The organism is Streptomyces sp. NPDC059679 (genome assembly GCF_042734105.1).
Lineage (GTDB): Bacteria > Actinomycetota > Actinomycetes > Streptomycetales > Streptomycetaceae > Streptomyces.
On the sequence record NZ_JBHWES010000013.1, the window covers coordinates 127,821 to 138,891 of the forward strand.

An 11,071-nucleotide genomic window follows, 5' to 3' on the forward strand; every position below is an offset into this window, starting at 1 on the left:
TGTGCAGGGTTTCGCTATGACTACCTCGGCGCCGAGCGGCGAGCCGCGCGATCTCAGCGGCGACGAACTGGTGCGCGTGCTGGCGACGCTGGCCAATCCGCACCGCCTGCGGGTCGTCGCCGCGCTCTCGCGGGAGCGCATGTATGTGAGCGAGCTGGCCCGCGCGCTGGGCATCAGCCGGGCGCTGCTCCAGGTCCATCTGCGCAAGTTGGAGGCGGCCGGGCTGGTGACGGCCCGGGTCGAAGTGTCGGAGGACGGCAAGGCCATGAAGTTCTACGAGGTCAACCGGTTCGCGATCCAGCTGACGCCGGAGACCGTCGAGGCCGCGGAGCGGACGCTGACCCCGCCGGGCGACGGCCCGGACGAGCAGAAGACGAAGGGATCGAAGTGATGGATGGACACGACTGGACCGAGGTCGTCGGGGCCTTCGGCCTCTTCGCCCTGGTGACCACGGTGCTCACGACGGTCATCTGGCAGTTCGCGGCGACTCGGCGCGCGAAGGTCCAGGTGGTGCGGGAGCTGGAGTACCGCAAGCTCGCCGAGAGCGCGACCGCCGCGCAGCAGGCCACGGACGAGCGGCTGAAGGAGATCAGCGGGCGGCTGGCGGAGATGCAGGGCCGGATGGATTCGCTGGAGCGCATCCTCCAGACCGTCGAATAGGCAGACCGTCGAACAGGCGATCAAGACATACGACGCGGGTCCTGGGCCGTCGAGCGGCAACTCGACGGCCCAGGTGAAGGAAGAAGCATCACCTCGCCCATGGGCGAGTTCTCACGGATACGTCCCTTCGTGGAAAGGACAGCAGCTCATGCTGCGCAAAAGCAAGTCACGGCAGGGGGCCGAAGCACCGGGCGGGAGCCCGGACGGAGGCCCTGGCGGAAGCCCCGATGGGGCATCCGGGCGGGCCGCGCTGGTGGAGCGGGTCGCGGGGTGGTCCGTCCGCCATCGGGCCCTGGCGATCGCGGGCTGGTTCGCGCTGGTGGCCGTGGCGGTCCTGGCGAGCGCGGTCATGCCGGGCGATACGGCGGACAGCACCGACCCCGGTGAGTCCGGCCGCGCGGGCCGGGTGCTGGACGCGCAGCGGAAGTATCCGCCGCCCCAGGAGAACGTCCTGGTCCAGGCCCGTACGCAGGACGCGACACCGACGCGCTTCACCGAGGACCCGGAGTTGCGCCGCGCCGCCCAGGACCTGGTCACAACGCTTCGCCGCACCCCCGGCACGGTCACCGCGGTCCGCTCCCCGCTGGAGCGCGCCGGAAGCCGGCTGGTGTCGAAGGACGGCCGCTCCGGTCTGGTCACCTTCACCATGGCGGGGGCCCAGGAGCAGTGGTCCGAGCACTACGAGGCCGCGACCGAGGCGGTGAACAGCGTACAGGCCCGCCACCCCCGGGTACGGCTCGCGCAGGCGGGCGACAGGAGCCTGTCGCGTGTGGTGGACGAGGGCATCAAGGGGGACTTCAAGCGGGCGGAGTTCTTCTCGCTTCCGCTCACCGTGGTGATTCTGCTGGTGGTGTTCGGTTCGCTGATCGCCGCCGCGATCCCGCTGCTGCTGGCGGCCACCACGGTCGTCGCCACCTTCGGCTTTCTCCAGGTGCTCGCCCACTGGGTGCCGGTGAACAGCGCCACGTCCTCCATGGTGCTGCTGATCGGCGTGGCGGTGGGCGTCGACTACTCGCTGTTCTATCTGCGCCGGGCACGCGAGGAGCGCGCGGCCGGGCACGATGTCGCGGAGGCGCTGCGGATCACGGCGCGCACCTCGGGGCGGGTGGTGGTGGTCTCGGGTCTGACGGTGATGCTGTGTCTGGTCGGGCTGCTGTTCACGGGTCTTGACAACTTCAAGGGGCTGACGGCCGGCGCGGTGCTGGTGGTCGGGGTCGCGATGGTCGGCTCGGTGACCGTACTGCCCGCCCTGCTGGCCGCGCTGGGGCACCGGGTGGACAAGGCGCGGATCCCGTGGGTGGGCCGCCGCCGGACCGCGGCGGACCAGTCCCGGGTCTGGGGGGCGGTGGCCCGCGCGGTGGTGCGGCGCCCGCTGGTGTGGGGCGGCTCGGCGGCGTTGGCGCTGCTGGTGGTCGCGCTGCCCGCGCTGGGGATGCACCTGCAGGACGCGGCGGTGACCGACAGCCTGTCGCGGAAGGTGCCGACGGTGGACGCGGCGGTCCGGATGCAGAAGGCGTTCCCGGGCGCCCCGTCCCCCGCTTCGGTGGTGATCTGGGGGAAGCGGGATCCGGGCGCCGTGGACAGCCCGGCGGTGCGGAAGGCCGTGGAGAGCCTGCACCGGCGGGCCGCGGCGAGCGGCGGGGTGCTGAACGAGCCCATCTCGGCCACCAGGGTGGGCCGGGCGCTGGTGGTGCGGGTGCCGCTGGCGAGCTTCGGCACCGATGACGTGGCGAACCGGGCGCTGGAGACGCTGCGTAAGCGGACACTGCCCGCCGCGCTGGGCGAGGCGGGCAGAGCTGACAGCGAGACCGACGGCGGGATCGACTACGCGGTCGGCGGCAAGACGGCCTTCGCGTACGACTTCACCGACCGGATCACCGACCGCACCCCGTACGTCTTCGCCTTCGTGCTGCTGCTGGCCTTCGTGCTGCTGGTCGTCGCCTTCCGCTCGCCGGCCGTCGCGCTGATGTCGATCGTGCTGAACCTGCTGTCGATCGGCGCCGCTTACGGGGTGCTGACCTGGGTGTTCCAGGGCGGCCACCTGAGTTCGGCGCTCGACTTCACCTCGTACGGCGGGGTGGTCGGCTGGCTGCCGCTGTTCATGTTCGTCATCCTCTTCGGGCTGAGCATGGACTACCACATCTTTGTGCTCAGCCGGATCCGCGAGCGCCGGCTCGCCGGGGAGGCCACGCGCGAGGCGGTGGTGGGGGGCGTCGCGTCCGGTGCGGGCGTGGTCACCAGCGCGGCCGTCATCATGACCGCGGCCTTCAGCGTCTTCGTCGTGCTGTCCGCGATCGAGTACAAGATGATGGGCGTCGGACTTGCGGTGGCCGTGCTCATCGACGCGACGCTGGTGCGCGGGGTGCTGCTGCCCGCCGCGATCACGCTGTTCGGGCGGAGGTCGTTCCCTCAGGCGTCACTCCCGCAGACCGCACTCCCGCAGACCTCACTCCAGGGGCGCGATCGTCTCGCCCGCCACATGCTGGTAGATGATCGAGCTGCGGAAGTCGACCACTTCCCGGCGCCCTGAGAAGCGGTCCATCAGGAAGGCGTGCAGCCGGTCCACGTCCGGCACCGCGACATGGACCAGGAAGTCGTCGCTGCCCGCGACGACATACACGGACAGCACCTCGGGGAGCGTCATCAGATAGGTCTTGAAACCCTCGATGACCTCCCGGCTCGGCGGCCGGATACGGACCGCGAGCAGCGCCTGCACCGGACGGTTCAGGGCGCGCAGGTCCACCGTCGCGCGATAGCCGGTGATCACCCCGCGCTCCCGCAGACCGCGCACCCGCTCCAGACAGGTGGAGGGGGCGATGCCGAGGGTGCGGGCGAGATCGCGGTTGGTCTGCCGTGCGTCGCGCTGCAGTTCGCGGACGATCGCCGTATCAAGTTCGTCCATGGGGCCTCTCCGGACCGGCTCACCGAATTTCGTTCGGTGAGCCGGTCAGCTCATCAGTTTTTCGACTAACTTCCCGAGCCGTGACCGTACAACGTACTCGCACTTCCCCTTCCTCACGTCCGCCGCGTCCCTTTCCTCCAGCAGCCCGCTCCGGCGGTCGCCGGCTCGGTCTCGGCGGCGGCACCGCGCTGTACGCGGGCGCCCTCCTCGGCCCCGGCGTGCTCGCGCTGCCCGCGCTCGCCGCCGCTGCCGCCGGTCCGGCCTCGGTGCTGGCCTGGGCCGCGCTGCTGGTGACCAGCGTCCCGATCGCCGCCTGCTTCGCCGCGCTCGGCGCGCGGTTCCCCGACGGGGGCGGGGTGGCCACGTATGTCCACCGGGCCTTCGGGCCACGGGCGGCGGCGATCGTCGGGTGGTGGTTCTTCGGGGTGGTGCCGGTCGGGGTGGTCGCGGGCGCCTGGATCGGCGGCCAGTACACCGCCGCCGCGGCGGGGCTGGGCGATACGGGCACGGCGGCCGTGGCCGGGCTGGTGCTGGCGGCGGCCTTCGCCGCGAACCTCGGCGGGCTGCATCTGTCCAGCCGGGTGCAGCTGCTGCTCGTGGGGCTGCTGGCGGCGCTGCTGCTGGCCGCGGTCCTGGCGGCGGTGCCGCATCTGCGCGCCGCGCACTTCACTCCCTTCATGCCAGGCGGTTGGAGTTCGGTCGGCTCGGCGGCCGGGGTGCTCTTCTTCGCCTTCGCGGGGTGGGAGGCGGCCAGCCATCTGTCCGCCGAGTTCGCCGATCCGCGCCGGGACCTGCCACGGGTCACCGCGCTCACCCTCGCCGTGATCACCGTGCTGTACCTGGGGCTCTCGCTGGCGACAGTCGGCGCCCTCGGCCCCGCCGCCGCGACCACGGACACCCCGCTGACCGAACTGCTGGCGCGGAGCTTGGGCGGCGCGGCCCGGCCGGTGGCCGCGGTCGCGGCCCTGTTCCTCACCTTCGGCGCCGTCAACGCCTACCTGGCGGGCGCGGCCCGGCTCGGCGCCGCCCTCGCCCGTGACGGCGCGGCGCCCCGGTGGCTGACCCGGGGCGGTGGGCCCGGCGAGGTGCCGCGGCGCAGCCTGGCCGTACTGGCCGGTGCGTGCGCCCCGGTCGGGGCGGTGGCCGCGACGGGCGCGGCCGACCTCGACCGGCTGATGCGCGCCACCTCGACCTGTCTCGCCGCGGTCACGCTGGCGGGGCTGCTGGCGGCGCTTGCGCTGCTTCCGCGCCGAACTCCGCTGTGGTGGGCGGCGGTTGGCAGCGCGGCCGTCGTCTCCACCGTCCTCGCCCTCTCCGGGCCGCTGTTGCTGATCCCGCTGGCGCTGGCCGGCGCCGCGCTCTGCTTCCAGGCAGTCGCCCACCGGCGCCGCGCCCGGGGGTGACCGGCGGCTCAGCTCTCGGTGCCCGACGCGCCCGACGCGTCCACCGCGCTCGCCTGCGCGGCGTCGAGCGCCGCCGTCAGCCGCTGCAGCCGGGCGCGCAGATCGACCACGTCGTCCGCCTCCAGGCCGCTGGCCTGGATGATCTGGAGCGGCACGGCCCGGGCGGGCTCCCGCAGCGCCTCGCCCTCGGCCGTCAGCCGGATCGAAACCGAGCGCTCGTCGTGGAGGCTGCGCTCACGCTGGACGAAGCCCGCCGCCTGGAGGCGCTTGAGGAGCGGCGAGAGGGTACCCGAGTCCAGGCGCAGGAACTCCCCGAGCTTCTTGACCGGCATCTCGCCGTGCTCCCACAGCACCAGCATCACCAGGTACTGCGGATAGGTCAGCTCGATATCGCGCAGAACCCGCCGGTAGACGCTGCCGAAGGCGCGCGAGGCGGCGTGCAGGGCGAAGCAGACCTGCAGGTCCAGACGGAGCAGATCGTCGGCGGCTGCGGTCTCTGTCGGATTCGGGGCCGGGGCGGGGGCCGGCGCGGGCTGGTGTGGCATGTGCCTAGGGTACCTCTTAGTTGTGCACAACTTAATTGTGTGCTCTACTTCTGCCATGACGGAGCGCACGACGGCGCGCCGCAGGATCCGAAAGGGATGGTCTTCATGGACGCGCTCTACACCGCGGTGGCCACGGCCAACGGACGCGACGGCCGGGCGGTGAGCTCCGACAAGCAGCTCGACCTGGCGTTGGCCATGCCCCCGGAGCTGGGCGGAAGCGGCCAGGGCACCAACCCCGAGCAGCTGTTCGCCGCGGGCTACGCGGCCTGCTTCGCCAGCGCGCTCGGACTGGTCGGCCGCCAGGCGAAGGTCGACACCAAGGACATCTCCGTCACCGCCGAGGTCGGCATCGGCAAGGACGAGTCGGACGGCGGCTTCGGGCTGAAGGTCACCCTGCGCGTCGAGCTGCCCGAGGAGCTTGAGGGCGAGACCGGCCGCAGCCTGGTCGAGCAGGCGCACCAGGTGTGCCCGTACTCGAAGGCGACCCGGGGCAACATCGCCGTCGAGCTGATCGCCGAGTAGCCGTAGGCGTCAGTCCGGGCGCCAACGCGGACGCCCCCGTCCGCAAGGGCACGGGGGCGTTCCAGGTGCGACGCCGCGGCGCCACTCGAGGCAGATACGTATCAGCGAGGTCCGCGGCGGGCGGCGGCGAACATCGCCTCGAAGCGGGCCGCGCCCCGCGGCCCCCGTCCGGCGGCGCGCAGCACCACAGTCCCGCCCTGAGCCCGCCCGGCCACCTCCATGTCGCCGGCGCTCACCCGAGAGCGTCGACGGCCGAGGTGGCGCCTTCGTACGTTATGCGGCCCGCGCCGCCCCCTCGATGTTCTCCGCCATGCGGCGGAGCACGCCCACCGTGGCGAGGTACTCCTCGTCCGACACCCCCTCGATGATCCGCCGCCGGGCCTCCCCGATCCGTTCGGCCACCGCGGCGTGACCTTCGGCGCCGAGCGAGGTGAGCGCATACGGGCCCTCGGCGCCCTCCTGGACAACCCAGCCCCGGCGGCCCAGACCGTCCAGGACCTCGTCGAGCGTGATCGCGCCCTCGCCCCAGAAGGGGCGTAGCGCCTCGGCGAGTTCACCGAGGGGTTTCGGGCCCGTCGACAGGGTGTTCAGAACCTGCCAGTGGCGCCGGACGAGGCCGCTGTCGCTCAGGATGCGCTCGAAGTCGGCCTCGATCAGGCCGTCCAAGTGCTTGAGCCAGTATCCGATCCGCTTCATCGCCTTCGCCTCCAGAGATGCATGTAAAATAGCAACTAGTTGTTCTTGATTATGCATGGAGCCGTGATGGCCGACAACAGAGAACCCGTGGACGACATCGAGCGGGCCATGGTCGCCATCCGGCGCAGCCAGAGCAGGCGTTCACTGGCGCGGCTCGCCGGCGGGGAAGACCAGGACTCCCCCAGGGGCTCGGCGGCGAAAGGCGCCGCCTTCGACGTACTGGACGCGATCGAGGCGGCGGAGCAGAGCGGCGCGCCCGCCACCGTCTCCGGCGTCGCCGCCGCCCTGGCCGTCGACCAGCCCCGCGCCAGCAAGCTGGTCGCGGGGGCGGTCGAGGCCGGGCTGGTGCGGCGGGAGGCGGATCAGGCAGACGGGCGGCGCGCCCTGCTGGTCATGACCGAGGCGGGGCGCGCCCTGACGGACGAGGTCCGGCGGTTCCGGCGGTCGGTGTTCGCGGAGGCGATGACCGAGTGGCCGGAAGCGGACCGTGCCGAATTCGCCCGGCTGCTCACGGACTTCGTCGGCGCGCTCGGCAGGGTCGGGGGCCGGACCGGGGGTCAGGCGCCGCGGTGAACGGCCCCGGGGATCAAGGTTTTCCGCACTGATCGGTACGGAAGTGCTACAGTCCCCTGCGCGCCGATCCGTATCGATCGGTACGCAAGTGGGGGAGGCCATGGACACCGCACCCGCCGCCCCGAAGGCCCAGAAACCAAGGACACCAATGGTGAAAGGCTTTACAAGCCGCTTCGCTGAAGTCAACGGCACACGGCTGCACTATGTCACCGGAGGCCAGGGGGACCCCCTGGTCCTGCTCCCCGGATGGCCATGCACCTGGTACCAGTTCCACAAGATCATGCCGCCACTGGCGCGGCACTACCGCGTAATCGCCCCGGACCTGCGCGGCATGGGCGACTCCGACAAGCCCGCGGACGGGTACGACAAGAAGACCATGGCCCGGGACATCTACGAGCTGCTTCGCACCCTCGGACACAGCCAGGCCCATATCGCAGGCGAGGACATCGGGTCGATGGTGGCCTACAGCTTCGCCGCCAACCATCCCGAAGCGACCCGGAAGGTCGCTTTGTGGGAGGCCGGGCATCCCACCGAGGTATTCAACGACATACGCATACTGCCCCAGCCAGGCCAAGCGGCACCGTGGTGGTTCGCGTTCAACCAGCTCAACCAGCTTCCCGAGCAGCTCCTCGAGGGGCGGTTCCGGTTCATCGTCGACTGGCTGATCGACTTCCAGGGCGGGGACCCCAAAGCCTTCAGCGAGGAGGCCCGGGCCATTTACGCCGCCGCGTACAACACACCGGATGCGATCCGCGGCGGAAACGGCTGGTACCAGACCTTTCAGCAGGACATAGCCGATCTGAAGGGCTACCCGGCACTGACCATGCCTCTGCTCGGAATCGGCGGCAAGTACTACGAGCTCCTTCTCGCGCAGATGGAGGGATTGGCGGCGGACGCACGCTACGTCGAGCTGAAAGGGGCGGGGCACTATCTCGCTGAGGAACGCCCCGACGACATCGTGCGGGAACTCACCGCTTTCTTCGCGTAATCCCAAACCATGCCGGGGCACTGATGTCTTCTTCCGCGAGGCAATCCGCCAAGCTTCCGTTCGTCGTCTGACTGTTGAGCTCGGCACGTTCCTGATGGGCACCACCGAGTTCATCGTCGCCGGCATCGTCGCCCAGATCATCGGCTGCTGGGTGGAGTCACTGCCCCACTACCTTGGCCTCGGCAGAGATCTGCACCGCTCGGTACCGGAGGGGTACGATTCATTTGTGCAGACTCAGCGGAAGGCGCCGATCGGCCGGCCACGCGGCTTCGATGCCGAAGATGCGCTCGAACAGGCCATGCGGGTTTTCTGGAGCCAGGGCTACGAGGGCGCCAGCCTCACCGACCTGACCAACGCCATGGGCATCAGCCGCACCAGCATGTACGCCGCCTTCGGCAACAAGGAAGACCTGTTTCAGAAGGCCCTGCAGCGCTACACCGACGGCCCCGCCGCATACGCCCCTCGGGCCATGGAGGAGCCGACCGCGCGGCAGGTGGCCGCCGCGTTCCTCGCCGGCTCCGTTCGGGCCACCACCCGCCCCGACTCCCCCGCCGGATGCCTCGGCGTCCAAGGCTCCCTGGCGGCGGGCGAGCCCGGTCGCGGTGCCCGGGACACGTTGGCGGCGTGGCGCAACAACGCCACCTCGCTCCTGCAGGAGCGGTTTCAGCGGGCCGTCGACGAGGGCGATCTGCCGGCAGGGACCGATCCCGGCCTGCTCGCCCGATACCTCATGACCGTGAGCAACGGCATCGCCGTTCAGGCCGCCGGCGGCGCCACCCGCGACGACCTCCAAATGGTGGCCGACATGGCCCTGCGGCAGTGGCCGCCCGCCTGAGAGGGCGTTCGAAGCAGGCGGACTGCCCTTTGAACGACGCGCACGACGCGCACGGCGCACCGGAGGGCCGGGGCGCCGTGGCGGTTGAGCGAAGAAACGGGACGGGGCGGGGCGTCAGCAGGTCGTGGGGGTGGCGTGTTCCGGATCGAGGGCGTTGACCGCCTCGTGGAAGGCGACCCGGTCGGTCATGGCGATCGTGACATGCTCCGACAGATCGCTCGGGCACAGATCCTGGACCACGACGTTCTTGACGTCGGAACCGGTCAGGAACTGCGCGCGGTAGGGCGTGGCGACCTCGTCGTACTTGGTGGAGATGACGGTGTAGCGCACGCCGGGTACGGTGTCGCCGCCCTCGTTGAGCCGGATGAGGAATGCCGACCCGACCACCTGGTCCGTCAGACCGGGCGTGTGCTTGGCGAGCACATCGGCCGCGCCCGGGAAGTAGTCGAGCAGCTTGGTGAGCCCGGACAGGGTGGTCCCGTGGTTGGTGGGGGCCAGGCCGACCAGGGCGTTGACCTTGGCCGCGCCGCCGAGGAACTTCAGGTAGTAGCGGGGCATCATCCCGCCCTGGGAGTGGCCGACGATGTCGACCTTGGCGGCCCCGGTGGCGGTGCGCACCCGGTCGACGTACGCGGACAGCTGCTTCGCCGAATCGGCGATCGGGCCGAGGCCGTAGAAGATGGGCACGCCGGGCAGCTGGCCGTAGTCGAGGGAGAAGACGCAGTAGCCGCGGTCGACCAGGTACGGGGCGAAACCGAGCCAGTTGTCGACCGAGTTGCCGAGGGTGCCGTGCACCAGGACGACGGGGCGGGGGTGCTGGGCGGACGGCTTGCACGAATAGTCGTTCCAACCGCTGCTCGTCGCGCTCTGACCGGCGGCGGTTTCGTCGGGCGCGGCGCTCGCGGCGACCGGCGCCATGGCCGCCGTGACCGCCGCGACCGCCAGGGCCAGGGCGGGCAGTGACCTGCGGAGCGAGCGGATACGCCTCCAGTGCGACATCACATGGACTCCTCGCTGGTGGGGGAGGGTTGCGCAGGACCGTGCGCTCTGCGATCCGGATCACAGGGGTGGTGTGTCGGCCTTAAATTACGCGCCAGTAGCAAAGCCATCCAGCCATCCGTAGGTGAAGAAAACCTCACCCACCCCTCACCCAACGTCCAGGAACACGGCCCTGTCAGAGGGGTGGCGTAGAGTCGGCAGCACGTGATCTCAAGGACGACGGGGGGACGCTGATGAGCACAACAGACCTGGTGGAGGTCTCGTCCGAGGCCGAGTTGCGGGAGCTGGTCGGCGAGCCCAAGCAGCAGGCGGCCAACAAGTCCCGTCCCGCGCTGCATGAGTTGGACCGGGAGTGGCTGGCCCGGTCGCCGTTCTGCCTGATCGCCACCTCGGACGCCCAGGGGCGGTGCGATGTCTCCCCCAAGGGCGACCCCGCGGGGTTCACGCTCGTGCTCGACGACACGACCATCGCGATCCCGGACCGCCCCGGCAACAAGCGGATGGACGGCTTTCGCAATGTGCTCGCCAATCCTCACGTCGGGCTGATCTATCTGCTGCCCGGGCGCAGTGACACGCTCCGGATCAACGGCCGGGCGCGGCTGCTGCGTGACGCCCCGTTCTTCGACGACATGGTGGTCAAGGGCAACCGCCCGCGGCTCGCTCTCCTCGTCGAGATCGAAGAGGTCTTCCACCACTGCGCCAAGGCGTTTCTGCGCTCGGAGCTCTGGAAGCCGGAGACCTGGCGCCCGGACGAGCTGCCGTCCAGGCCCCGGATATGCAAGGCGCTCGAAGCCCCGGACGTCCCCCTGGAGACGCTGGAGGAGCACTACGGCCCGAAGTACGCGGAGCGGCTTTACAGCTGAGGCGGGCCCGGACGGCCGGAACGCCCAGGGCGGCTAAGGCGGCTAAGGCGGCTAAGGCGGCTAAGGCGGCTAAGGCGGCCAGCAC

14 protein-coding genes are annotated in these 11,071 nt (G+C 70.8%); 9 read left to right on the forward strand and 5 right to left on the reverse strand.

The genetic code is table 11. The features are described from left to right. Window positions 1-16 precede the first annotated feature (16 nt). The 3 genes from ACFV2X_RS17090 (at window position 17) to ACFV2X_RS17100 (ending at window position 3,190) form a co-directional block, all read left to right on the forward strand. Window positions 17-391: an ArsR/SmtB family transcription factor gene (locus tag ACFV2X_RS17090; RefSeq protein WP_385616928.1), complete on the forward strand. Its 375-nt coding sequence runs from the start codon at window positions 17-19 to the stop codon at window positions 389-391. After that, a complete protein-coding gene (locus ACFV2X_RS17095) occupies window positions 391-660 on the forward strand; it encodes a hypothetical protein (RefSeq protein WP_385616930.1) in 270 nt (89 codons plus the stop codon). Before ACFV2X_RS17090 ends, ACFV2X_RS17095 begins: the two co-directional genes overlap by 1 nt. A gap of 148 nt (window positions 661-808) precedes the next feature. Further along, window positions 809-3,190 carry an MMPL family transporter gene (locus tag ACFV2X_RS17100; RefSeq protein WP_385616932.1) on the forward strand — a complete coding sequence of 794 codons (2,382 nt, stop codon included), beginning with the start codon at window positions 809-811 and terminating at the stop codon, window positions 3,188-3,190. On the opposite strand, the gene ACFV2X_RS17105 is transcribed toward ACFV2X_RS17100, so the two are convergent. Then, on the reverse strand, window positions 3,107-3,562 hold the full coding sequence (locus ACFV2X_RS17105) for an Lrp/AsnC family transcriptional regulator (RefSeq protein WP_089513265.1): 456 nt from the start codon (window positions 3,560-3,562) through the stop codon (window positions 3,107-3,109). The two genes, ACFV2X_RS17100 and ACFV2X_RS17105, sit on opposite strands and share 84 nt — an antisense overlap. An 80-nt stretch (window positions 3,563-3,642) precedes the next feature. Between ACFV2X_RS17105 and ACFV2X_RS17110 the strand changes: the two genes are divergently transcribed. Next, a complete protein-coding gene (locus ACFV2X_RS17110) occupies window positions 3,643-4,965 on the forward strand; it encodes an APC family permease (RefSeq protein ID WP_385616933.1) in 1,323 nt (440 codons plus the stop codon). Window positions 4,966-4,973: 8 nt separating this feature from the next. On the opposite strand, the gene ACFV2X_RS17115 is transcribed toward ACFV2X_RS17110, so the two are convergent. Continuing rightward, window positions 4,974-5,510, reverse strand: a complete 537-nt coding sequence (locus ACFV2X_RS17115; RefSeq protein WP_385616935.1) for a MarR family winged helix-turn-helix transcriptional regulator — start codon at window positions 5,508-5,510, stop codon at window positions 4,974-4,976. 105 nt (window positions 5,511-5,615) lie between these two features. Here ACFV2X_RS17115 and ACFV2X_RS17120 point away from each other — a divergent pair, with 105 nt between their 5' ends. Then, on the forward strand, window positions 5,616-6,032 hold the full coding sequence (locus ACFV2X_RS17120) for an organic hydroperoxide resistance protein (RefSeq protein ID WP_089513347.1): 417 nt from the start codon (window positions 5,616-5,618) through the stop codon (window positions 6,030-6,032). 101 nt (window positions 6,033-6,133) lie between these two features. Here the strand turns inward: ACFV2X_RS17120 and ACFV2X_RS17125 are convergent, their stop codons facing one another. Beyond that, window positions 6,134-6,268: a hypothetical protein gene (locus ACFV2X_RS17125; protein WP_385616937.1), complete on the reverse strand. Its 135-nt coding sequence runs from the start codon at window positions 6,266-6,268 to the stop codon at window positions 6,134-6,136. Between the two features lie 37 nt (window positions 6,269-6,305). Next, complete coding sequence (locus tag ACFV2X_RS17130) at window positions 6,306-6,728, reverse strand: MarR family winged helix-turn-helix transcriptional regulator (RefSeq protein ID WP_385616939.1); 423 nt, start codon at window positions 6,726-6,728, stop codon at window positions 6,306-6,308. A gap of 66 nt (window positions 6,729-6,794) precedes the next feature. On the opposite strand from ACFV2X_RS17130, the gene ACFV2X_RS17135 reads away from it, so the two are divergent. The 3 genes from ACFV2X_RS17135 (at window position 6,795) to ACFV2X_RS17145 (ending at window position 9,124) form a co-directional block, all read left to right on the forward strand. Continuing rightward, window positions 6,795-7,301 (forward strand): MarR family winged helix-turn-helix transcriptional regulator, encoded by a 507-nt coding sequence (locus ACFV2X_RS17135; protein WP_385616941.1) that lies wholly within the window; start codon window positions 6,795-6,797, stop codon window positions 7,299-7,301. Between the two features lie 100 nt (window positions 7,302-7,401). After that, window positions 7,402-8,289: an alpha/beta fold hydrolase gene (locus ACFV2X_RS17140; protein ID WP_385616943.1), complete on the forward strand. Its 888-nt coding sequence runs from the start codon at window positions 7,402-7,404 to the stop codon at window positions 8,287-8,289. Window positions 8,290-8,515: 226 nt separating this feature from the next. Then, the gene (locus ACFV2X_RS17145) at window positions 8,516-9,124 is read left to right on the forward strand and encodes a TetR/AcrR family transcriptional regulator (RefSeq protein WP_385617034.1); all 609 of its coding nucleotides are present in this window, start codon (window positions 8,516-8,518) and stop codon (window positions 9,122-9,124) included. A gap of 114 nt (window positions 9,125-9,238) precedes the next feature. Here ACFV2X_RS17145 and ACFV2X_RS17150 read toward each other — a convergent pair whose 3' ends face one another. Further along, on the reverse strand, window positions 9,239-10,123 hold the full coding sequence (locus ACFV2X_RS17150; protein ID WP_385616945.1) for an esterase/lipase family protein: 885 nt from the start codon (window positions 10,121-10,123) through the stop codon (window positions 9,239-9,241). A gap of 233 nt (window positions 10,124-10,356) precedes the next feature. On the opposite strand from ACFV2X_RS17150, the gene ACFV2X_RS17155 reads away from it, so the two are divergent. Then, complete coding sequence (locus ACFV2X_RS17155) at window positions 10,357-10,986, forward strand: pyridoxamine 5'-phosphate oxidase family protein (RefSeq protein WP_385616947.1); 630 nt, start codon at window positions 10,357-10,359, stop codon at window positions 10,984-10,986. Window positions 10,987-11,071 lie beyond the last annotated feature (85 nt).